Annotated in this window: 20 protein-coding genes; 10 read left to right on the top strand and 10 right to left on the bottom strand. The window is 63.2% G+C overall.

The features are described from left to right. On the bottom strand, positions 1 to 1,236 hold the full coding sequence (locus PSH66_RS19175; RefSeq protein WP_003174878.1) for a 3-methyl-2-oxobutanoate dehydrogenase (2-methylpropanoyl-transferring) subunit alpha: 1,236 nt from the start codon (positions 1,234 to 1,236) through the stop codon (positions 1 to 3). Between the two features lie 194 nt (positions 1,237 to 1,430). Here PSH66_RS19175 and bkdR point away from each other — a divergent pair, with 194 nt between their 5' ends. Continuing rightward, the gene (gene bkdR / locus PSH66_RS19170) at positions 1,431 to 1,919 is read left to right on the top strand and encodes a Bkd operon transcriptional regulator BkdR (protein ID WP_003174877.1); all 489 of its coding nucleotides are present in this window, start codon (positions 1,431 to 1,433) and stop codon (positions 1,917 to 1,919) included. Positions 1,920 to 1,979: 60 nt separating this feature from the next. On the opposite strand, the gene PSH66_RS19165 is transcribed toward bkdR, so the two are convergent. Continuing rightward, positions 1,980 to 2,843: an MBL fold metallo-hydrolase gene (locus PSH66_RS19165; RefSeq protein WP_141063140.1), complete on the bottom strand. Its 864-nt coding sequence runs from the start codon at positions 2,841 to 2,843 to the stop codon at positions 1,980 to 1,982. Positions 2,844 to 2,937: 94 nt separating this feature from the next. On the opposite strand from PSH66_RS19165, the gene PSH66_RS19160 reads away from it, so the two are divergent. From PSH66_RS19160 to PSH66_RS19135, 6 genes are all read left to right on the top strand, one after another. Beyond that, complete coding sequence (locus PSH66_RS19160; protein WP_003174875.1) at positions 2,938 to 3,273, top strand: helix-turn-helix transcriptional regulator; 336 nt, start codon at positions 2,938 to 2,940, stop codon at positions 3,271 to 3,273. Between the two features lie 51 nt (positions 3,274 to 3,324). Further along, the gene (locus tag PSH66_RS19155) at positions 3,325 to 4,569 is read left to right on the top strand and encodes an FAD/NAD(P)-binding oxidoreductase (protein ID WP_003174874.1); all 1,245 of its coding nucleotides are present in this window, start codon (positions 3,325 to 3,327) and stop codon (positions 4,567 to 4,569) included. After that, positions 4,570 to 5,382: a sulfite exporter TauE/SafE family protein gene (locus PSH66_RS19150; RefSeq protein WP_305427452.1), complete on the top strand. Its 813-nt coding sequence runs from the start codon at positions 4,570 to 4,572 to the stop codon at positions 5,380 to 5,382. Positions 5,383 to 5,539: 157 nt separating this feature from the next. Then, the gene (locus tag PSH66_RS19145; protein ID WP_305427451.1) at positions 5,540 to 6,715 is read left to right on the top strand and encodes a porin; all 1,176 of its coding nucleotides are present in this window, start codon (positions 5,540 to 5,542) and stop codon (positions 6,713 to 6,715) included. Positions 6,716 to 6,886: 171 nt separating this feature from the next. Continuing rightward, complete coding sequence (gene nosP, locus PSH66_RS19140) at positions 6,887 to 8,032, top strand: nitric oxide-sensing protein NosP (protein ID WP_305427450.1); 1,146 nt, start codon at positions 6,887 to 6,889, stop codon at positions 8,030 to 8,032. Further along, positions 7,974 to 9,917, top strand: a complete 1,944-nt coding sequence (locus PSH66_RS19135; RefSeq protein ID WP_370694811.1) for a NahK/ErcS family hybrid sensor histidine kinase/response regulator — start codon at positions 7,974 to 7,976, stop codon at positions 9,915 to 9,917. The genes nosP and PSH66_RS19135 overlap by 59 nt, the downstream gene beginning before the upstream one ends. A 129-nt stretch (positions 9,918 to 10,046) precedes the next feature. Here PSH66_RS19135 and PSH66_RS19130 read toward each other — a convergent pair whose 3' ends face one another. The 6 genes from PSH66_RS19130 to PSH66_RS19105 form a co-directional block, all read right to left on the bottom strand. Next, a complete protein-coding gene (locus PSH66_RS19130; RefSeq protein ID WP_003174869.1) occupies positions 10,047 to 10,712 on the bottom strand; it encodes a response regulator transcription factor in 666 nt (221 codons plus the stop codon). Between the two features lie 27 nt (positions 10,713 to 10,739). Next, positions 10,740 to 11,279, bottom strand: coding sequence for a PQQ-dependent catabolism-associated CXXCW motif protein (locus PSH66_RS19125; RefSeq protein ID WP_305427449.1), 540 nt, complete (start codon positions 11,277 to 11,279; stop codon positions 10,740 to 10,742). 107 nt (positions 11,280 to 11,386) lie between these two features. Next, positions 11,387 to 12,178, bottom strand: coding sequence for an ABC transporter permease (locus tag PSH66_RS19120; RefSeq protein ID WP_003174867.1), 792 nt, complete (start codon positions 12,176 to 12,178; stop codon positions 11,387 to 11,389). Next, a complete protein-coding gene (locus PSH66_RS19115; RefSeq protein ID WP_305427448.1) occupies positions 12,175 to 12,915 on the bottom strand; it encodes an ABC transporter ATP-binding protein in 741 nt (246 codons plus the stop codon). The genes PSH66_RS19120 and PSH66_RS19115 overlap by 4 nt, the downstream gene beginning before the upstream one ends. Next, positions 12,912 to 13,871, bottom strand: a complete 960-nt coding sequence (locus PSH66_RS19110) for a YVTN family beta-propeller repeat protein (protein ID WP_003174865.1) — start codon at positions 13,869 to 13,871, stop codon at positions 12,912 to 12,914. The genes PSH66_RS19115 and PSH66_RS19110 overlap by 4 nt, the downstream gene beginning before the upstream one ends. Positions 13,872 to 13,901: 30 nt before the next feature. Next, positions 13,902 to 15,074, bottom strand: a complete 1,173-nt coding sequence (locus tag PSH66_RS19105; RefSeq protein ID WP_305427447.1) for an ABC transporter substrate-binding protein — start codon at positions 15,072 to 15,074, stop codon at positions 13,902 to 13,904. Positions 15,075 to 15,242: 168 nt separating this feature from the next. Between PSH66_RS19105 and PSH66_RS19100 the strand changes: the two genes are divergently transcribed. Both PSH66_RS19100 and PSH66_RS19095 read left to right on the top strand, forming a co-directional pair. Beyond that, positions 15,243 to 16,505 (top strand): histidine kinase, encoded by a 1,263-nt coding sequence (locus PSH66_RS19100; RefSeq protein WP_305429632.1) that lies wholly within the window; start codon positions 15,243 to 15,245, stop codon positions 16,503 to 16,505. Then, the gene (locus PSH66_RS19095) at positions 16,502 to 17,128 is read left to right on the top strand and encodes a response regulator transcription factor (RefSeq protein ID WP_003174862.1); all 627 of its coding nucleotides are present in this window, start codon (positions 16,502 to 16,504) and stop codon (positions 17,126 to 17,128) included. Before PSH66_RS19100 ends, PSH66_RS19095 begins: the two co-directional genes overlap by 4 nt. Before the next feature lie 125 nt (positions 17,129 to 17,253). Here the strand turns inward: PSH66_RS19095 and PSH66_RS19090 are convergent, their stop codons facing one another. Together PSH66_RS19090 and exaA are read right to left on the bottom strand one after the other, a co-directional pair. Then, positions 17,254 to 17,901: a pentapeptide repeat-containing protein gene (locus PSH66_RS19090; RefSeq protein ID WP_003174861.1), complete on the bottom strand. Its 648-nt coding sequence runs from the start codon at positions 17,899 to 17,901 to the stop codon at positions 17,254 to 17,256. 74 nt (positions 17,902 to 17,975) lie between these two features. Continuing rightward, the gene (gene exaA / locus PSH66_RS19085; protein WP_305427446.1) at positions 17,976 to 19,880 is read right to left on the bottom strand and encodes a quinoprotein ethanol dehydrogenase; all 1,905 of its coding nucleotides are present in this window, start codon (positions 19,878 to 19,880) and stop codon (positions 17,976 to 17,978) included. Between the two features lie 253 nt (positions 19,881 to 20,133). On the opposite strand from exaA, the gene pedF reads away from it, so the two are divergent. Continuing rightward, positions 20,134 to 20,595 carry a cytochrome c-550 PedF gene (gene pedF / locus PSH66_RS19080; RefSeq protein ID WP_003174859.1) on the top strand — a complete coding sequence of 154 codons (462 nt, stop codon included), beginning with the start codon at positions 20,134 to 20,136 and terminating at the stop codon, positions 20,593 to 20,595. The last annotated feature ends 3 nt before the right edge of the window (positions 20,596 to 20,598 follow it).

Here is a 20,598-nt window from a genome sequence, read left to right as displayed (position 1 = left end):
TCAAACCCCCAGCTCTTGACGCTGGCGCTTCAAGTGCTCCGGCATCTCTTTGTAGACGTCCTCGAACATGGTCGCGGCGCTTGGAATCTGGCCGCCGGCCAGGGTGCCGTACTGTTCGGCCTGTTTTTGCGCCGCGATGACTTCGGCTTCAAGTTCGGCGGTGACTGCCGCGTGTTCCTCTTCGGACCACTGGCCAATCCTGATCAGGTGCTGTTTGAGGCGCGCAATCGGATCGCCCAACGGGAAGTGGCTCCAGTCGTCGGCGGGGCGGTATTTGGACGGATCATCGGAGGTGGAATGCGGGCCGGCGCGGTAGGTGACCCATTCGATGAGGGTCGGGCCGAGGTTGCGGCGCGCACGTTCGGCGGCCCAGGCGGAGGCAGCGTACACCGCGATAAAGTCGTTGCCGTCCACGCGCAAAGAGGCGATGCCACAACCGACGCCGCGTCCGGCGAACGTGGTGGCTTCACCGCCGGCGATGGCCTGGAAGGTGGAGATGGCCCATTGGTTGTTGACCACGTTGAGAATCACCGGCGCCCGGTACACGTGGGCGAAGGTGAGGGCGGTGTGGAAGTCGGACTCGGCGGTGGCGCCGTCGCCGATCCAGGCCGAGGCGATCTTGGTATCGCCCTTGATCGCCGAGGCCATGCCCCAGCCCACACCCTGTACGAATTGAGTGGCGAGGTTGCCGGAAATGGTGAAGAAACCCGCGTCTTTCACCGAATACATGATCGGCAACTGGCGGCCCTTGAGCGGGTCGCGTTCGTTGGACAGCAACTGGCAGATCAGGTCCACCAGCGGCACGTCGCGGGCCATCAGGATGCTTTGCTGGCGGTAGGTGGGGAAGCACATGTCGTCGATGTTCAAGGCCAGGGCCTGGGCGCTGCCAATGGCTTCTTCGCCAAGGCTCTGCATGTAGAACGACATTTTTTTCTGACGCTGGGCGACCACCATGCGGTTGTCGAAGATGCGCGTCTTGAGCATGGCGCGCATGCCCTTGCGCAGGATGTCTACCGGAACCCCTTCGGCCCATGGGCCCAGGGCCTGGCCCTGATCGTCGAGCACACGGATCAGGCCCTTGGCCAGGTCGGCGGTGTCGGCGGGTTCTACGTCGATGGCGGGTTTGCGCACCAGGCCGGCGTCGGATAGGCGCAGGTAGGTAAAGTCGGTCTTGCAGCCTGGTCGTCCCGAGGGTTCGGGGACGTGCAGGCGCAATGGTGCATACGGCTGGTTCATGGCTTCTACGCTCGATCTTGTGAATTTCTTGTAGTGGGCGCGCTAGCTGACAGTCAGTCTTCGGGTAGAAGAAATCCTGTCCTACAACAATCATAGGCGGGGCGTAGAAGAATATTTATCTGTGTTTCGTTGCGCTTGGGATCATTTGCGGATAAAAAAACTGCATAAACATAATAAACAGGTGATTTTGTCTCATGCGCAAACTGGACCGTACCGACATCGGCATTCTCAACGCTCTGCAGGAGAATGCCCGCATCACCAACGCCGACCTGGCCCGCTCGGTCAACCTGTCGCCCACGCCGTGCTTCAACCGGGTCAAGGCGATGGAAGAGTTGGGGCTGATTCGCGAGCAGGTCACCCTGCTCGACGCCGATCTGCTGGGGCTGCACGTCAACGTGTTCATCCACGTGAGCCTGGAAAAGCAGAACGAGCTGGCGTTGCAGCAGTTCGAAGGGGCGATTTCCGACCGCCCCGAGGTGATGGAGTGCTATTTGATGGCGGGCGACCCGGACTATTTGATCCGTGTGCTGGTGCCGACGATCCAGTCGCTGGAGCGCTTCATGATGGACTTTTTGACCAAGGTGCCGGGGGTGGCGAACATTCGGTCGAGTTTTGCGCTCAAGCAGGTGCGCTATAAAACCGCGCTGCCCCTGCCGGCCAACGGCATCAGCCTCGGTTCCTGACTCAACTCGGTTAAAAACTGTGGGAGGGAGCGAACCCCCTCCCACAGTTTTAACCGCATTTCAAAGTTGGTTGAGCGGGATCTTCAGGTAAGTCACGCCGTTCTCTTCTGCTGGCGGCAGATTCCCCGCCCGCACATTCACCTGGATCGCCGGCAGCAGCAACGTCGGCATCCCCAGCCCTGCATCCCGCTGGGTGCGCATCGCCACGAACGCGGCCTCATCCACACCGTCATGCACATGAATATTCCCCGCGCGCTGCTGCGCCACGGTGGTTAAGCATTGGGCCTCGCGACCTTCGGGCGGGTAGTCATGACACACGTACAACCGCGTCTCGGGCGGGAAGGCCAACAGTGTGCGCATCGACGCATACAACTGCCGGGCATCGCCACCGGGGAAGTCGCAGCGGGCGGTGCCCACGTCGGGCATGAACAGCGTGTCACCCACCAGAATCAAGCGCCCGTCGATCAAATAGGCCATGTCGGCGGGGGTGTGTCCCGGAACATGCAGGGCCTGAGCCTTCAAATTGCCGATGTGGAAGACCTCATCCGGCGCGAACAGGTGATCGAACTGCGAGCCGTCGACGCGAAATTCCGGCTCCAGGTTGAACAGGTGCTTGAACACGTCCTGCACCTTGCTGATGCTCTGGCCGATGGCGATCTTGCCGCCCAGGGTGCGACGCAGGTACGGCGCGGCCGATAAGTGGTCGGCGTGGGCATGGGTTTCCAGCAACCACTCGACCTGCAGCTGGTGTTCGCGGACAAAGGCAATAACCTTGTCGGCCTGGCGCGTGTCGGTGCGCCCGGAGGCCGGGTCGTAGTTGAGCACCGAATCGACGATGGCGCAGGGGCCGCCGTGTGTTTCATAGACGACGTAGGTGTAGGTCGACGACGCCTCGTCCAAAAAGGAATGAATCAACGCTGACATGACGGCTACCCCTGCTGCGGAAAAAAGTGATTACAATCACTTTACATTTACACATAATGTTTCGAGCTTAAGTGACGCAAAGGACCCGAGGCAAATGGAATCTACTCTGAGTGAAGGCGAAGTCGCCCAGTTGCGTGCGTCGGCGTCCAAGGCCTGCGCGTTGCTCAAGGCGTTGGCCAATGAGGACCGCTTGCTGATCCTGTGCCAGTTGACCCAGGGCGAGCGCAACGTCGGCGAGCTGGAAGCCCTGACGGGCGTACGCCAGCCCACGCTGTCGCAACAGTTGGGCATTTTGCGCGATGAAGGGTTGGTCGCCACCCGTCGGGAAGGCAAATACATTTTCTACGGATTGGCCAGCCACGAAGTGATTCAAGTGATGAAGACCCTGTCCGGCCTGTACTGCGGCGCGGTGATAAAAAGCTGGGCGTGACGCCATACGGCAGCGACCCTTGTGTGCATTGACGATAAAAGGCAATAGACCATGACCGACCAACACTGGGGCCCAACCATCAGTGGCGATATCGTTGTCATCGGCGGCGGTTCGGCGGGCATCGGCCTGCTGGCCAGCTTGCTCAAGCGCGACCCGCACCTGAACATCACCCTGATCGAACCGAGCGACTATCACTGTTACCAGCCGGCCTGGACCCTGGTCGGCGGTGGCGCCTATGACGTGAAAAAGACCCGTCGCCCCCTGGCTGACGTGCTGCCCAATGGCGTGACCTGGGTGCAGGCGGCCGTCACTGAGCTGCTGCCGGACGAGCAGACCCTGGTGCTCGACAGCGGCCAGCGCGTCACCTGGAACAACCTGATTGTCTGCCCCGGCCTGCGCCTGGCCTGGGAAAAAATCGAAGGCCTGGAAAACGCCCTGGGCCAGCACGGCGTCACATCCAACTACAGCTACGAACACGCGGCCTACACCTGGCAACTGGTGCGGCAACTCAAGGGCGGCAAGGCGCTGTTTACTCAGCCGGCGATGCCGATCAAATGCGCCGGTGCGCCGCAAAAGGCCATGTACCTGTCCTGCGATCACTGGCTCAAGCAGGGCAACCTCAAGCACATCGACGTCGAATTCAACCTGGCCGGCGCGGCGTTGTTCGGCGTGGCGACCTTTGTGCCGCCGCTGATGAAGTACGTGGAAAAATACAACGCGCGCCTGGCGTTCAATTCCAACCTGGTGAAGGTCGATGGCCCGGCGCGCAAGGCCTGGTTCGAGGTGAAGGATGCCGAAGGCAATGGCACCGTCGAGGAGAAATCCTTCGACATGCTGCACGTGGTCCCCCCACAGGTGTCTCCGGATTTTATCCGCCACAGCCCGCTGGCCGACGCCGCCGGTTGGTGCGACGTGAACCCCCACAGCCTGCAACACCTGCGTTACCCGCACATTTTCGGCCTGGGCGATGTGTGCGGCACCACCAATGCCAAGACTGCCGCCGCCGTGCGCAAGCAAATCGTGGTGGTTGCCGAAAACCTGCTGGCCCTGCGCAAACAGGCGCCGCTGCCGCTCAAGTACGACGGCTACGGTTCCTGCCCGTTGACGGTGGAGAAGGGCAAGGTGGTACTGGCCGAGTTCGGCTACGGCGGCAAGTTGCTGCCGACGTTCCCCCTCGATGCGACCCGTGCGCGGCGTTCGATGTGGTTCCTCAAGGCCACCTTGCTGCCGTGGTTCTACTGGAACGGCATGCTCAAGGGCCGCGAGTGGCTGACCCGCCTGAGCAAGGTGGACTGAATGCTGCTGGCCAGTGTGTTGGGGTTGTTGATGGGCCTGGTCATGGGCCTGACCGGTGCGGGCGGCGGCATCCTCGGGGTGCCGGCGTTGGTGCTGGGCCTGGGGTTGAGCATGACCCAGGCGGCGCCAATCTCGCTGCTCGCGGTGGGCGCGGCGGCGGCCGTCGGGGCGATTGACGGCTTGCGCCATGGCCTGGTGCGTTACCGCGCCGCGTTGTTGATCGCGTTGCTGGGCGGGCTGTTTTCGCCGCTGGGCGTGTTCTTTGCCCACCAATTGCCGGAACCACTGCTGATGGGCCTGTTCAGTGCGCTGATGGTGCTGGTGGCCTGGCGCATGCTGCAGCGCGAAAAGCTCGAGGTCGGGCCGAGCGACCACGGCGCCGCGTCCTGGGGTCAGAAGAACTGCATGCTCAACCAGCAGACCGGGCGCCTGGCCTGGACCGCCAAGTGCAGCGCCACCCTGGCCGCGTTGGGCGCCGTGACCGGTGCGGTGTCCGGCCTGCTCGGCGTGGGTGGCGGTTTCCTGATCGTACCGGCGTTCAAGCAGCTCACCGACGTGCAGATGCGCGGCATCGTCGCCACGTCGTTGATGGTCATCAGCCTGATTTCGCTGATCGGCGTGGCGGGGGCGTTGCGTGCGGGCGTGCGCATCGAGTCGGTCGGGTGGATGTTCATCGGCGCCAGCATCGTCGGCATGCTGGTCGGCCGACGCCTGTGTTCGGTGATTCCCGCGCGCGCCTTGCAGGTGGGGTTTGCCGGCCTCTGTGTACTGGTTGCCGTGGGCATGTTGGCCAAGGCCGGTCTTACGCATTAAGTGCCGGGCCTGCGAGCGGGCCCGTCTTACGCCAGAATTGCCGGGCACCCGCTGCCCACCCAAAGCACCTTCAAACCACGGCCAAGGCAGCGTAGGCCGTGGCCTGGCGCCTTTCGATAATCGCCTCCGACATCAAGTCCCCGTTGCGGAGCGCGTTATGCATAACAATAAAAATGTCCCCCTGCGTCTGTTACCTGCGTTTATCGTCGGCCTGAGCCTCAGCCCGTTGGCTGGCGCCGAAATCATGCTGTACGACAAGGACGAAACCACCTTTTCCACCGACGGCTACATCAACGCTTTCTACGTCAACAGCGATGTGGACCGCGCCGGCGACCAGTACGACCGCCGTCAATCCCGCGTGAAGATGGGCTTCCTGCCCAACTACCTGGGCTTCAACATGAGCAAGCAGGTCGACGACCTCAAGCTCGGCGCCCGCGCCTCGTTCTGGGTCACCATCAACGACAGCGAAACCAACGGCACCGACACCGCCATCGACGTGCGCCAGTTCTACGGCACCGTGGCCAACCCCGAGTGGGGCGAAGTGCTGATCGGCAAGGACTTCGGCCTGTTCGCCCGCTCCAACATCCTGCTCGATGAACTGCTAGCCGGTTACGGCCAGGTCAGCGACAGCCTCGGCCTGGTGGACGGCGGCGGGGTGTCGTTCGGCAATATCGGCAGCGGTTACCCATACCCGTTCCCCACCTCGCAGATCACCTATCGCACTCCGGTGATGGACGGCCTGCGCGTGGCCGTCGGCATCATGGACCCGGTCGACACCAACGACAGCAGCGCCGTGGGCAAGGCCTACCAGGAGAACCCGCGCACCGAAAGCGAGGTCACCTACCAGTTCGACCTGGGCGGGGCGAAGATCTACAGTTGGCTCAACGGCAGCTACCAGACCTCCGATAACACCGACTCCTCCGTGGCCTCGGTCACCTCCAAGGGCCTGGGTTATGGCGTGCAAGCCAAAATGGGCGGCTTGTCGCTGATCGGTTCCGGCTTCCAGGCCAAGGGCATCAACCCGTTCTTCACCAACAATGCCGGGGAGGCCACCCTGCGTAATGTGGACAGCAACGGCTACCTGGTGCAGGGCTCGTACAAACTGGGCAAGAACCGCCTGGCGCTGTCCTACGGTAAAACAAAGGATGACGGCAACGGCGTGGTGGGCAGTGGCGCGGATTATGAGACGCGCGGGGTTGCGCTGTTTCATGACGTGAACGACAACCTGAAGCTGGTGGCCGAGTACAACCAGTTCCAGATCAAGGGGCATGACACCAGCGCCCAGAATGAAGACACCGATACCTTCGCCGTCGGTGCTGTCTTGACTTGGTAATGCGGTTAACTGTGGGAGGGGCGGTGCGACGATTCGACTTGCCCCTCCCACATTTTGATCTCCATCAGTCTTGAGAGAGTCATCCCATCGCATCCCCCTACCCAGTACACAAGTAGCATAGGTCCCGCCCCCAGCCCTTCGTACACTCATGCCTCAGAGGGGGAACCAACGATGCATAACAGTGAAGGCGTAGTCAGCGCCATGTCCCAGGCCACCGACGCGGGGCAGGCGGCTGAGGAGTTGGCCCGCCAACTGCTGCACCCCTACCTGGGGTTTGTGCTGTTTTTCTGTTCGGCTTCCTACGATTTGCAGGCGTTGGGCCAGGCCTTGCAACAGTGTTTCGGCAATGTGCGCGTGGTGGGTTGCACCAGCGCCGGCGAGATCACGCCCCAAGGCTACGGCCGCAATTGCATTACCGCGATGGGTTTCAACCATGCGCACTTTTCCATCGCCACCGAGCTGATCGACCAGGTCGAGCACTTCAGCCTGATCGACGCCCAGCACATGGTCGAACGGCTGGTCGGCGGTTGCCGCAGCAATACCCTGGCCCCCATCAAAGGCAACACGTTTGCCCTGACCCTGCTCGATGGTCTGTCCAGCCGCGAAGAGATGGTGCTCGCCGCCCTCAGCGCCGCCCTTGGCGATATCCCGCACTTTGGCGGCTCGGCTGGCGATGACAACTTTCTCACCCACACCCACGTTTACTTCAACGGCGCGTTCCACAGCGGCGCGGCGGTGGTGGTGTTGGTCAATACCTGGCTGGATTTCGAGGTGTTCACCACCCACCACATCCTGCCGCGAGCGGAGAAACTGGTGGTGACCGGTGCCGACAGCCCCTCGCGCCGGGTTTATGAGCTCAACGCCGAACCCGCCGCCGAAGAGTATGCGCGGCATATCGGCGTGGCGGTGGCCGACCTCGACCACCGCACCTTCGCCGCCCACCCGCTGGCGGTGCGTATCCATGACCAGTACTACGTGCGCGCCATCCAACAGGTGCACGCAGACCTGAGCCTGAGTTTTTACTGCGCGGTGGAAAACGGCATCGTGCTGACCGTGATGACGCCCGGCCCGATCCTGCCCAACCTGGAAAGCCTGTTCGACGGCCTGCACTCACGCCTTGGCGACCTGCTGCTGACCCTCGGCTGCGACTGCTTCCTGCGCCGCCTGGAGCTGGAAGACGCCGGCGACCTGGAACAGATCGGCAGCTTCCTGCAAGCCAAGCGGGTGATGGGTTTCAACACCTACGGAGAACAGTTCAATGGCATGCATATCAACCAGACCTTCACCGGGGTCGCCATTGCCCGCGGCCGGCGCTGAACTGCTCGCCCAGTTGGCCCAGCTGCGACAGGACAACCACAAGCTGGCGCGGATCAACGCGGCGCTGATCGAGCGCATCGAGTCCGGCATGAGCCAGGGTAATAATCCGTACACCACCTTCCAGCATTCGGTGGTACTGGCCGAGCAGGTGCGTGAACGCACCGACGCGCTGAACCAGGCGATGGCCGAACTCAAGGCCAGCAACCACTTGTTGATCAACGCCCGACTGCGCGCCGAAACCCTGCGCGGCGAACAGGTGGCGGCGCAGAAAGCCCAGGAAAGCGAACGCTGGATCCGCCTGATCACCGATAACGTGCCGGCATTGATCGGCTACCTGAATGCCGACCTGGTCTACGAGTTCACCAATAAAGTCTATGAAGAATGGTACTGCTGGCCGCGCGGCATGATGCTCGGCCAGAGCCTGCGTCAAGTGCACAGCGAGCAGCACTGCCGGCGCCTGGACGCCTACGTCGCGCGCGCCCTGGCCGGCGAGAGCGTGACCTTCGAGTTCGCCGAGACCAATATCAATAACCAGGAACGCTACATGCTGCGCTCCTACGTGCCGAACATGCTGGCCAGTGGCGAAGTGGTGGGGATCTTTGTGTTGATCCGCGACATCACCGAACGCCGCCGCACCGCTGAAGCGCTGCATCAGGCCTATCAGCACCTGGAACAGCGTGTCGCCCAGCGCACCTCGGAACTCACGGCGCTCAATGACCAATTGCTCAAGGAAATCGACGAGCGCCGGCGCATGGAAAGCCGCCTGCGCGAGGCCAAGCTGGAGGCTGAACAGGCCAACCTGTCAAAAACCAAATTCCTCGCGGCCGTCAGCCACGACCTGCTGCAACCGCTCAACGCCGCACGGCTGTTCACCAGCGCCTTGTTGGAGCGCCCGAGTGAAAAACTGGTGCGCAACGTGAGCAATTCCCTGGAAGACGTGGAAAACCTGCTGGGCACCCTGGTGGATATTTCCAAGCTGGACGCCGGGGTGATCAAGGCCGATATCGCGCCGTTCGCCTTGAGCGAATTGCTCGATAACCTGGCCGTCGAGTACACCGAATTGGCCCGCAGCGAAGGGCTGGAGCTGCACTTCATCGGCTGTTCCGCGCTGGTGCGCAGCGACATCCAGCTATTGGCGCGGATCCTGCGCAACCTGCTGAGCAACGCGATCCGCTACACCTATCAAGGGCGCATTGTGCTGGGGTGTCGACGCCAGCATCAGCGCTTGTCGATCCAGGTGTGGGACAGCGGCATGGGCATTGCCGAGGAGCGTTTGGAGGAGATTTTCCAGGAATTCAAGCGCGGCGATGTGCAGCGCCCGGACCAGGATCGCGGTTTGGGCCTGGGGCTGGCGATTGTGGAAAAAATCGCCGGCATTCTGGGGCACCGCATCACAGTCAAATCCTGGCCGGGCAAGGGCTCGATGTTTGCAGTGGAGGTGCCGTTGAGCGCCACCGCGCCCAAGTCATTGCCCCTGCCGTGCATGAGCGAGGCGTTGCTGGAGCGCTTGCAGGGCGCCCGGGTGTGGGTGCTGGATAACGACGCGGCGATCTGCGCAGGCATGCGCACCTTGCTCGAAGGTTGGGGCTGCCAGGTCGTGACGGCGTTATCCGAAGAAGACCTGGCGCGGCAGGTGGACAACTACCATGCCGAGGCGGATTTGCTGATTGCCGATTACCACCTCGATGACGACCAGAACGGCGTCGACGCCGTGGCCCGCATCAACGCCCGGCGCGCCAGCGCGATCCCGGCGATGATGATCACCGCCAACTACAGCAACGAGCTCAAGCAACAGATCCGCGAGTTGGGGCACACCTTGATGCACAAGCCGGTGCGGCCAATGAAGCTCAAAACCGCCATGAGCCACCTGCTCGGCCGTCCCTGACAAACGCAAAACCAGTGTGGGAGGGGGCTTGCTCTCGATAGCAGGGTGTCAGTCGACATCTAATCGGCTGATGCACCGTCATCGGGAGCAAGCCCCCTCCCACATTTGAGCGGTGTTGTTGCTGTGGGCTTAGCGGCGCAGGTACGAGCCGAAATCGATATCTCCGGCACTCAATATCGCCTGCACGCGGTTATGCACATTCAGCTTGCGCAGGATCGCCGACACATGGGCCTTCACCGTGGTCTCGGCAATTTCCAGGGTGTACGCGATCTGCTTGTTCGACTCGCCCTTGGTCATGCGCTCCAGCACCAGCAACTGCTTGCGCGTCAGGGCCTGCAACAGTTCAGGGGCAAAGCCCGGGTTTTCGTTGAGGCGCCTGTGGGTGCCGGTTTTCTGGGTGCGGATGATGTCGGGCGGCAAGTACACATTGCCGTTGAGAATCTGCTGGATCGCCTCGGTCATTTGCACGCGTGGCGAGGACTTGGTGATAAAGCCCACCGCGCCATAGGTGATGGCTTGCAGCACGATCTGCTTGTCCTGCTCGGCCGAGACGATCACCACCGGGATGGTCGGTGCCTCGTTGCGCAGGTTGATCAAACCGTTGAGGCCGTGCATGCCGGGCATGTTCAGGTCCAGCAGGATCAAATCGAGGTCATCGTGTTCCTGGGTCAGGACAAGGGCGCTGTCCAGGTCGGCGGTTTCCATCACCTCGCTGCCGGGGAAGCCGTCGCTGATGACGTTGTGGATCGCCTCGCGAAACAGCGGGTGATCGTCGGCTATCAGGATTTTGTACATGGCCGTTCACCTTCTTGTTGTGGGTTTTTATTGAAAAGGCTCGGGTGTCGCAGCCGTCACCGGCAGCTTTGCCGCTTCCCACGCGTCCAACCCATCGCGATACCAATACACAGAGGTATAGCCCAGGTTGGCGGCACGTTTTACCGCGTTCCAACTCAGCCAGCAATCGGAGCGGCAGTAGAACACCAGCGGGCGTGCGAGGTTGCCGCCGGTGAGCCTGTACAGGTGGCGCATGAAGTAGCCTTGCCACTCGGGCGTGAGGTTGCCATCGCCGGTGTTGGCCAGCCAGTGGCTGCCGGGCAGGTTGGCGTGGGGTTGGTCTTCGATGAAGCGACCTTGCAGCCACTGGCGGCGGTACACGTCGATCAGCACCGGTGGCGGCGTTTGGTTGAGCAGGGTTTGCAGGGCAGGGGTGTCGACAATCGTGGCGCCCGGCAGGTGGTCGGGCGTGGGGCTGCGGTACAGGCCGATGCGATAGCCGTCGATGGAAAACAGCGGGGTGTCGGCCTGAGCGTTGACGCAGAGCAGGCACAGCAACGCCAACAGGGGCAGTCGTGAAGGCAGCATGACGGTGTAGTCCTTATCGTTATGCCGCCATTACACGTGAGTCGCGCTGCCTTGGGAATGCGACGATAGACAGCAAAACCAGTACTAAAGTAGTAGTTTTGCCGCCCTCAACCTTTTTTGCGCAGCGCCGCGTGCTGGGGGTTGAAGGTCAGCACCGCCAACAGCGTGAACAGCACGGTCAGCCCCAGGCACACCGCCAGTGCCAGCCCGGCGAAGCGCTCATACAGGGCAAAGCGCACCAGCTCCACCGCATGGGTAAACGGGTTGATCGCGCACAGCCAGTACAACCACTCGCTGGAGTCGCGCATCTTCCACAGCGGGTACAGCGCCGAAGACAGGAAAAACAACGGGAAGATCACGAAGTTCATCACCCCGGCGAAGTTTTCCAATTGGCGAATCGCGTTCGACAGCAACAAGCCCAGGGCACTGAGCATCAACGCCACCAGCAGCAACGCGGGCAGGGCGAGCAACAGCCCCATGGCCGGCGGTTGCACGCCATACACCCAGGCAATCGCCAGGAAGCCGTACACCTGCAACAACGAGATCAACGCTGTGGCCAAGAGTTTGCCGCACAGCAAAAACGTACGCGGCAACGGGCTGGTCAACAGCACGCGCATGCTGCCCATCTCGCGGTCGTAGACCATCGACAGCGAACCTTGCATGCCATTGAACAGCAAGATCATGCAGGCCAGGCCGGGGATGATGTAGACCTCGTAGGGGATGTAGGTGTCGTAGGGCTCGATCACCGAGATACCCAGGGCCGCGCGGAACCCGGCGGCAAACACCACCAGCCACAGCAGCGGGCGCACCAGGGCGCTGAGAAACCGCGTGCGCTGCAACACAAAGCGCAGCCATTCACGCAGCACGATGCCGCGCAGGCATTGCCAATAAGCGCTCATGCCGCGGCCCCCGTGGCGTTGGGACGGGTCAGCCGGGCGAACAGGCTGCCCAGGTCGCTGCCCTGTTGCTGTGTGAGCAGGGCGACTTGCCCGCTGGCTACCAGGCGGCCCTGGTGCAGAATCATCAAGACGTCCTCGGCCTGCACTTCATCGAGCAGGTGAGTGGTCCACAGCACACTGATGCCGTGTTCGGCGCACAGGCTGCGCACATGCTGGTTCAGGGCCAGGCGGCTGGCGGGGTCGAGGCCGACGCTGGCTTCGTCGAGCAGCAGCACGCGCGGCTCATGCAGCAACGCCCGGGCAATTTCCACGCGCCGACGGTGCCCGCCGTTGAGTTCGCGAACCTTCTCGCGTCGCCGCTCGGTGAGGCCCTGGCGCGCCAGTTCGGCCTCGACCCGTGCGTCGGTCCGGCGCCGCGACAAGCCGTGCAGCGCGGCGTGGTAGCGCAGGTTCTGTTCCACGCTCAAGTCCAGGTCCAGGGTGCTTTGCTGGAACACCACGCCCAGTTGGGGGAGGGCGGCACGCGGTGCCTCGCGCAAGGAATGCCCGCCCACGCGGATATCGCCGGTCTGCAGGTCATACAGGCGGGTCAGCAGGGCAATCAATGTCGATTTACCCGCGCCGTTGGGCCCCAGCAATGCCGCAAACTGTCCCGCGGCCAGGCTGAAACTCACCGCGCTCAAGGCCTCGCGCGAGCCGTAGGCGAAACTCAGCGCACTGACCTCCAGGGCACTCATGGCGTCACCACCACGCCCCAGGGGTAGCGCCCGACTTTCACCGACTTGATCACCTTGAGGCTGTCCACGTCGATCACCGACACGTCACCGCTCACGCCGTTGGTGGCCAGCAGTTGTTTCTGGTCCGGGGTAAACGCCATCTGCCACACGCGGCGGCCCACCAGCAGGTAGTCGAGGATCTCGAACGTCTTGGCATCGATCACCGCCACATGGTTGGCCGGGCCGAGGGCGACAAAACCGTATTTGCCGTCGGCGCTGAGCTTGATGCCTACCGGCTGCACCTTGTCCGGGTGCACGCCTTTGATGGCGAACGTCAGGGTCTTGAGGACCGCGCGGCTGGCCACGTCGAGAATGGTCACGGTGCCGCCGATTTCCGCCGACGCCCACAGCTGCGAGCCGTCGTGGTTGAACTCGACAAAGCGTGGGCGCTGGTCCACCAGGGTGCTGTCGGCCAGGGTCTGGGTGCTGGTGTCGATCCAGTGCAGCATGTTCGTGGTTTCGCTGGTGTTCACCGCCCACTTGCCGTCCGGGCTCACCGCCATGCCCTCGGGCTCGACGCCGACGTTGATCTGGCCGAGCACCTTGGCGGTCTCGGTGTCGATCACCGTGACCAGCGCATCGTCTTCGTTGGACACATACAGCCAGCGATTATTGGGGTGCAGGGCAAACTGCTCGGGGTCTTTGCCGGAGGGCAGTTCCTTGATGATCTTGCGCGTGGCCACGTCCATCACCTGCACGCGGTCCGAGTCGCTGGCGCAGATGTACAGCAGCTTGTTGTCATGGGACAGCAGCAGGCCCCGCGGGCGCTGGCCGACCTTGAGCGTGTCGGTGACTTGCAGGGTCTGCAGGTCGATCAGGCTCAGGCTGTTGTCTTTCTCGTTGGAGACCCAGGCGGTGCTGGCCACCGCGTGCCCGGCGGCGAGCAGCAGGGCGCATGAGAGCAGGGTGCGGCGCATGGCGGATTCCTTATTATTGTGGGACGGCGATCAGGGAAAGCGGCAAGTCACCTCGGGCTTGTCGTAGCCCAGGCTGTCCATTTCATTGGTGGGGTGCAGGAAACCGTCCTGGGGTGAGGTGCTGACCAGGGCGCGCGGTTGTACGAGGGGTATCGGTTGGCGCAGCTCGCCGTTCCAGGGGCGGTAGCTGAGCTTGCGGCCCTTGAAGCCGTCCAGCGGCAGGTGTTCGCTGAGCGCCAGTTGGCGGATCGCCATGGCATCGGCCTGGCGCAACCGGCTCACCGCGCTGGCGACGCTGCGCACGGCCATCCAGGCGGCGAAGTCGCGGTCGTTCATCCAGCGCCCGGCCAGGGCCTCGAAGCGTTTTTGCAATTGGGCCGCGCCGTAGGTCTCGACGGTTTTGTGCCAGCCGGTGGGCGTCAGGCCCTGGGTCCCGGCGACGGGACGCGGGTACCAGGTTTGATAGGGCACGTACTCGCCGAAGTCGCCGCGTTCGTCGGCCACCAGCACCACATCGTATTCGGCGGTCTGGGTGAACAGTGGCATATCCGCCTGGGCGCTGCGGCGTTGGTCGTTATCGAAACGCCAGGATTTTTCCGCCACCAGTTGCACACCGAAGCGTCTGGCGGCGCGGCGCAGGGCGGCGGCATAGGCGTGGTCATCGTCGGTGGGGCCGACGATCAGCAGCGCCTTTTGCCATTTGCGCAGCACCAGAAACTGCGCCAGGGCATCGGCGAGCATCGCGCGGCTGGGCAAGGTATGCAGCACATTGTTCAGGCAGTCGGTGCTGCGCAGGCTGTCGTCGGGGCTGCCGGCGTTGAACAGCAGGCTGTCGGGCAGGGCGGCGCTGAGTTGGCGCAGGCTGGCGGCGGGGGCGTTCACCACGAACAGGCGCAGGCCCTGGTCGTGTTGGGCCTTGGCGGCGGCGAGCAGCGCGTCGGCCGTGTCCACCGTGGCGGTGGCCAGGCTGTAGCGTTGATTGAGAAAGGCGCCGGTGCTGTTGCTGTCGATGATCGCCAGTTCGGCGCCGCGTTGCCCGGCATCGGCGGGTTCGGCAATCACATTCGACAGCAGCGGCCCAGGGTCAGGTCGATAGCCCAGGTAGCCGATCTGCACCTGCAACGGCGTCTCGGCGGCCTGGCCGGTGGTGGCCCAGGCGATCGCCATCAGGCAGACCACGGCATAAGGGGCGAGCTGGCGCATAAGGCACTCCATGACAGGTAGCGCCAGCATAGGAAGCCTTGGGGGCGCTGCAAATATGCAGAAAGTACCGCCGGGCCAGTACCAAGGTAGTAGCCCCACGCGCACCGTGCGGTTTTAGCATGGAACACCAGAGGCCCTTTTCACAGGAGTGACACCAGCATGCGCGTCTTGTCGGCCTTGTGGCGGATCAACCTGTGGGTGTGCGGCTTCTTCGTCCTGGTCACCTGCGCCTGCACCGCGCTGTTGTTGCACCAGGCGCTGGCGGACGTGGAGCGCGAGTTGCAGTCGGCCGAAGCGGTGGTGCACTACCTGAGCGAGACCGCCGCGCGCGACCCCGCCAGCCTGCAACCCAAACTCACCGCCAGCCTGCGCCATGTGCGCGTGCACTGGCTCAAGCCGGGCGAGACCGTGCGCACGCCCACGGCGCAGGGCCTGGATGCCTGGCTCGGGCGCCTATTGTTCGTCGAGGCCCGGCGCACGGCCCAGGTGCTGGACTTGCCGGACGGTCGGCGCGTCGCCATCGCGGTCGACCCACGGGATGAAATCGACGAGGTCTGGGACTCCCTGCAGCAACTGCTGGGCCTGTGCGTCATGGCGCTGGCGCTGAGCCTGTTGACCATCCGCTGGGCGGTGCGCCGTGGCATGGGCGTGCTGGACGAACTGCTGCGCGCCCTGCAACAGGTGTGCGCCGGCCGGCTCAATGTGCGCTTGCACACGCATGGCTCGCCGGAAGCGCGGCAACTGGCACTGCACTTCAACCGCATGACTGACGCCCTGGAACAGGCGCGCACCGACAACACCCAACTTACCCAAACCTTGCTGGCGGTGCAGGAACAGGAACGTACCCACTTGGCCCAGACCCTGCACGACGACCTCGGCCAGTACCTGGCCGGTATCCGCGCCCAGGCGTGCCTGTTGCGCCTGGTGGCCGATCAGCCTCAGGTGCTTACGCGCACGGTAGGGCAGCTGGAGGAACACTGCGAACAGTTGCAGCAAGGGTTCCGCGCGCTGGTCCACGACCTTTACCCGGTGGCCCTGCAACACCTGCCGATGGCCGAGGCGTTCGCCATGCTGGTCACGCAGTGGCAGGCCAGCCACGGCATCCCGTGCCGGTTGCAGGTCAGTAGCGACTTGCCGACGTTATCCGGCGCCAGCAAGACCCACCTGTATCGCCTGCTCCAGGAAGCCCTGACCAACATCCTGCGGCATGCCAACGCCAGCCAGGTGCACGTGCGCCTGCAGCATCGCGGTTCGCGTCTGCGCCTGTGGGTGCGCGATAACGGGCGCGGTGCACAGACGCCCCAGCGTCCGGGCGTGGGCCTGTATTCCATGGCTGAGCGCGCGCGCTGCCTGGGCGGCGAATTGAAGATCCTCAGCCACCCCGGCGCCGGCTGGGCGTTGGCAGTGAACATGCCGTTGGAGGCCACATGAATATTCTGTTGGTGGATGACCATGCGGTGGTGCGCCAGGGCTACGCCAGCCTGTTGCGCGCATTGCTGCCGGCTATCGAGGTGCGCGAGGCGGCCAGTGGCGAAGAGGCCTTGAGCCGAGTACAGGAAGCGGTGCCGAACCTGGTGATCATGGACTTCGGCCTGCCGGGCATCAGTGGCCTGGAAACCACCCGCCGCCTGCGCCAGCGCCTGCCGCAGTTGCGTGTGCTGTTTTTCAGCATGCACGACGAATTGCCGCTGGTACGCCAGGCTCTGGACGCAGGGGCCTCAGGCTACCTGACCAAAAGCTCGGCGCCTGAGGTGTTGATTGAAGCGGTGCGGCGCATCCTCGACGGCCACGCCTACATCGAACAGGCGCTGGCTACCGAACTGGCCTATACGCCCAGCGATCAACGCTTGCAGGGCATGACGCCGCGGGAGTTGGAAATTTTCCTGATGCTGGCCAGGGGCACGCCTACCCGAGCGATTGCCGACCGGCTGAATATCAGCAGCAAGACCGTGTCCAACCACCTGACCCTGCTCAAGAGCAAGTTGCAGGTGAGTTCCCATGCTGAGTTGGTGCATTTGGGGATCGACATGGGGGTGGTGCGGGTGGCTGGATAGGCGGGCCAGTGCGTAACGCCTGTGGGAGGGGGCTTGCTCCCGATAGCGGTGGGTCAGTTGACGTATCGGCAACTGATGTACTGCTATCGGGAGCAAGCCCCCTCTTTCATTTGAATGGCGGTGTGCTAACGGTCCCAGGTGGTGGGGCAGTCCATGCAGCCTTCCATATTGGCGTCCTGAAAGTTCGCATAGTGCTGGCGACTGCCGGTGAGCTTCGCATTTTCCAGGTTGCTCTCACCAAACTTGGCCTCCTGCAAATTCGCATCACTCAGGTCGGCCCCCTGCAAATCCGCCTTGCTCAACCACGTCATTTCCAGATCCGCCGCACGCAGGTTGACCTTGTGCATCTTCGCTCCCGACAGCCGCGCAAATTGCAGGTACGCCGCGCTGAGGTTGGCGTTTTCAAACTGCGCGCCCTGGGCAAACAGGCCCCAGCCTTGCACCGCCATCAACGTGGCGCCGGTGAAGTCGGCCAGGCGCAGGTTGCTTTGTTGCAGGCTGGCGCGGGTGAGGTTGGCGCCTTGCAGCTGGGCTTTTTCCAGGTTGGCCAGGTCGAGGTTGGCGTGGCGCAGGTCAGCTCCGCGCAGGTCGGCGCCGGCCAGGTTCATCTTGCCGAGGTTCTGGTTGCGCAGGTTGGCGTCCTTGAGGTTGGCGCCGGGGCATTGGCTGTGTTCGGCGATGGTGCAGCCGTTGATGATCAGCGGGGCGTCGTCGCCATCGTCGGCGTGCGCCAGGGGCAGGGAGAGCAGGAGTAACAAGGGCAGGTAGTTCATCGTGAGATCTCTGTGATACCTGTGGCGAGGGAGCAAGCTCCCTCGCCACAAAAGCCGCTCCGCATGATCCAGAGCTATTTTTGGGCGGTTTTCTGATCCCAGCTCGGAATCTTGAACACCCAGAACGACCCGCCTTGCGCCACCGGTTTGGTCAGCTCGGCCATGTCGCCACCCCACAGCGGCACCGCGCCGCCATAGCCGACGGTCACGCCGACATACTGCTCGCCATCCTGCTCCCAGGTGATCGGCGGCGAGACGATGCCGCTGCCGGTCTGGAACTTCCACAGTTCCTTGCCGGTTTTCGCGTCGAAAGCCTTGAAGAAACCATCGCCGGTGCCGGTGAACACCAGGTTGCCCTTGGTCGCCAGCACGCCGGCCCACAGCGGCAAGGCTTCCTTGTGCTCCCACACCACCTTGCCGGTGGTCGGGTTCATCGCCCGCAGGGTGCCGACGTGGTCGTCATACATGCGCTTGATGCGAAAGCCCATGCCCAGGTACGCCGAGCCCTTCTTGTAGTTGACCTCTTCGGTCCAGTATTCCTCTTTCCACTGGTTGCCCGGGATGTAGAACAGCCCGGTGTCCTGGCTGTAGGCCATGGGGTTCCAGTTCTTGCCCCCCAGGAACGGCGGCGAGACTTCCACCGGCTTGCCCTTGGTTTCACCCGGCAATGGCTTGGCCGGGCGCTGGCCGGGGTTTTCCACGGGGCGACCGGTCTTCAGGTCGATATGGCTGGCCCAGGTGATGTTGTCCACGAACGGGAAGGCGTTCTGCAGCTTGCCGTTGTTGCGGTCGACCACGTAGAAGAAACCGTTGCGGTCGGCGTGGCCGGTGGCCTTGACCACTTTGCCGTCCTTGCCCTTGTAGTCGAACAGCACCAGTTCGTTGTTGCCGGAGAAGTCCCAGGCGTCGTTCGGGGTGTGCTGGTAGAACCACTTCACTTCGCCGGTGCTCGGGTCGACACCCACTTGGCCGGAGGTGTAGAGGCTGTCGAAGTCGTGGGGGTTGCCGTCCTTGGCGGTGCGCGCCCAGGTGTTCCACGGGCCGGGGTTGCCGGCGCCGACGATAATAGTGTTGGTCTCGGCATCGAAACTCGCGCTCTGCCAGGGCGCGCCACCGCCATGGCTCCAGGCCTCGACCTTGCCGGTTTCGGTGGTCGGGTCGTCCGGCCACGACGGTGCTTTTACGTCGCCGGTCGGCGTGCTGTCCTTGCCGTTCAGACGGCCCATATGGCCCTCCACGAAAGGGCGCATCCACACTTCTTCGCCGGTGTCCGGGTCGCGCGCATACAGTTGGCCGACCACGCCGAATTCATCGCCGGAGCTGCCGTGGATCAGCAACACCTTGCCGCTGACTTTGTCTTTGATCAGTACCGGCGCGCCGGTCATGGTGTAGCCGGCGGCGTGGTCGCCGAATTTCTTGTTCCACACCACTTTGCCGGTGTTTTTGTCGAGGGCGATCAGGCGCGCGTCGAGAGTGCCGAAGTAGATCTTGTCGCCGAAGATCGCCGCGCCGCGGTTGACCACGTCACAGCACGGGCGAATGTTGTCGGGCAAGCGGTGGTTGTAGGTCCACAGGCGCTTGCCGGTCTTGGCGTCGAGGGCAAACACGCGGGAGTAGGAACCGGTGACATAGACCACGCCGTCGCTGACGATGGCCTGGGATTCCTGGCCGCGCTGCTTCTCGTCGCCGAACGAATAGGACCAGGCCGGGGTGAGCTTGAACACGTTCTTGTCGTTGACCTGGGCCAGCGGGCTCCAGCGCTGGGCGTTGGTGCCCATGCCGTATTGCAGCACGTCCTTGGTCGTCAGGTGGTCGTTGGCGATGTCTTCCCAGGTGACGTTGCGCGTCGGTTTTTGAGTAGAAAGGGTCGGTTCGGCGGCGGCGAAGCTTGTCGCACTCAACGACAGGCTGCCGACCAGCAGCAAGGCCTGCAGGGCAAGGCTCAACGGTGAAAGGGCGGGTAGCGATCTTATTGTCATGGTTGCAGTTCCCAGTGGAGGTTTTGGCCTGCACAGGGTGGAGCGCGCGGCATTGGGCGGATACGGAAAAAGTCCCGCTGTGGCCGGGAAGACTTCCCGGACCGCCGCTGTTTTAGGCGTGCCCCACAAGCCCTACTACCAAGGGAGGAGAGGGCGGCCACCAAAGCAGCATACGGGCCATGCCCAGGGCTTTCTAAGATGGTTGCCATAGCCTCTGCAATGAGGTTTTGCGTGCAATCCTGAGGGCAAAATAATGACAACAAAACACAATGCCTGGCTCGTGGCTGGCCTGTTGGTGGGTGCGATCGGTGCCGGCTCCGCCTGGGCCCATGGCAACGTCGTTCCGCAAGCGGTGGAAACCAAGGGCCTGACCTCGGTCAAGGACGCCGGAGTACCGGTGGACGCCGATGGCTGGGCGGCGGTGAACCCGTACCGCACCTCGCCGGAACATGACAAGGCAGTGGAAATCGGCTCGTCCGCCTACAACCAGAACTGCGCCGCCTGCCACGGCCTGGAAGCCAAGTCCGGCGGTATCGCCCCGGACCTGCGCATGCTGGATGCGGGCGAGGCCGGCGATGAGTGGTTTGTCGAGCGCGTGCGCCATGGCGCCGTGCGCGACGGCCGGGTGTACATGCCGAAAATGGCCGACTACCTGAGCCAGGAAGCCTTGTGGGCGGTGCGTACCTATCTGGACTCCGTGCGCGTCGAGGAGTAAGCC

The organism is Pseudomonas sp. FP597 (assembly GCF_030687435.1).
Taxonomy (GTDB): Bacteria; Pseudomonadota; Gammaproteobacteria; order Pseudomonadales; family Pseudomonadaceae; genus Aquipseudomonas; species Aquipseudomonas lactucae.
The sequence above is the reverse complement of the archived record's forward strand: the minus strand, read 5'-3'. Positions and strand labels throughout refer to the sequence as shown.

Excerpts from the sequence above, each read along its gene's own strand:
- bkdR (WP_003174877.1), top strand. The coding sequence starts at position 1,431 with ATGCGCAAACTGGACCGTACCGACATCGGCATTCTCAACGCTCTGCAG.
- PSH66_RS19125 (WP_305427449.1), bottom strand. The coding sequence starts at position 11,279 with ATGCTGCCTTCACGACTGCCCCTGTTGGCGTTGCTGTGCCTGCTCTGC.
- PSH66_RS19165 (WP_141063140.1), bottom strand. The coding sequence starts at position 2,843 with ATGTCAGCGTTGATTCATTCCTTTTTGGACGAGGCGTCGTCGACCTAC.
- PSH66_RS19105 (WP_305427447.1), bottom strand. The coding sequence starts at position 15,074 with ATGCGCCAGCTCGCCCCTTATGCCGTGGTCTGCCTGATGGCGATCGCC.
- PSH66_RS19155 (WP_003174874.1), top strand. The coding sequence starts at position 3,325 with ATGACCGACCAACACTGGGGCCCAACCATCAGTGGCGATATCGTTGTC.
- PSH66_RS19090 (WP_003174861.1), bottom strand. The coding sequence starts at position 17,901 with ATGAACTACCTGCCCTTGTTACTCCTGCTCTCCCTGCCCCTGGCGCAC.
- PSH66_RS19135 (WP_370694811.1), top strand. The coding sequence starts at position 7,974 with ATGGCATGCATATCAACCAGACCTTCACCGGGGTCGCCATTGCCCGCG.
- PSH66_RS19175 (WP_003174878.1), bottom strand. The coding sequence starts at position 1,236 with ATGAACCAGCCGTATGCACCATTGCGCCTGCACGTCCCCGAACCCTCG.
- pedF (WP_003174859.1), top strand. The coding sequence starts at position 20,134 with ATGACAACAAAACACAATGCCTGGCTCGTGGCTGGCCTGTTGGTGGGT.
- exaA (WP_305427446.1), bottom strand. The coding sequence starts at position 19,880 with ATGACAATAAGATCGCTACCCGCCCTTTCACCGTTGAGCCTTGCCCTG.
- PSH66_RS19145 (WP_305427451.1), top strand. The coding sequence starts at position 5,540 with ATGCATAACAATAAAAATGTCCCCCTGCGTCTGTTACCTGCGTTTATC.
- PSH66_RS19120 (WP_003174867.1), bottom strand. The coding sequence starts at position 12,178 with ATGAGCGCTTATTGGCAATGCCTGCGCGGCATCGTGCTGCGTGAATGG.
- PSH66_RS19115 (WP_305427448.1), bottom strand. The coding sequence starts at position 12,915 with ATGAGTGCCCTGGAGGTCAGTGCGCTGAGTTTCGCCTACGGCTCGCGC.
- PSH66_RS19110 (WP_003174865.1), bottom strand. The coding sequence starts at position 13,871 with ATGCGCCGCACCCTGCTCTCATGCGCCCTGCTGCTCGCCGCCGGGCAC.
- PSH66_RS19095 (WP_003174862.1), top strand. The coding sequence starts at position 16,502 with ATGAATATTCTGTTGGTGGATGACCATGCGGTGGTGCGCCAGGGCTAC.
- PSH66_RS19130 (WP_003174869.1), bottom strand. The coding sequence starts at position 10,712 with ATGTACAAAATCCTGATAGCCGACGATCACCCGCTGTTTCGCGAGGCG.
- PSH66_RS19160 (WP_003174875.1), top strand. The coding sequence starts at position 2,938 with ATGGAATCTACTCTGAGTGAAGGCGAAGTCGCCCAGTTGCGTGCGTCG.
- nosP (WP_305427450.1), top strand. The coding sequence starts at position 6,887 with ATGCATAACAGTGAAGGCGTAGTCAGCGCCATGTCCCAGGCCACCGAC.
- PSH66_RS19150 (WP_305427452.1), top strand. The coding sequence starts at position 4,570 with ATGCTGCTGGCCAGTGTGTTGGGGTTGTTGATGGGCCTGGTCATGGGC.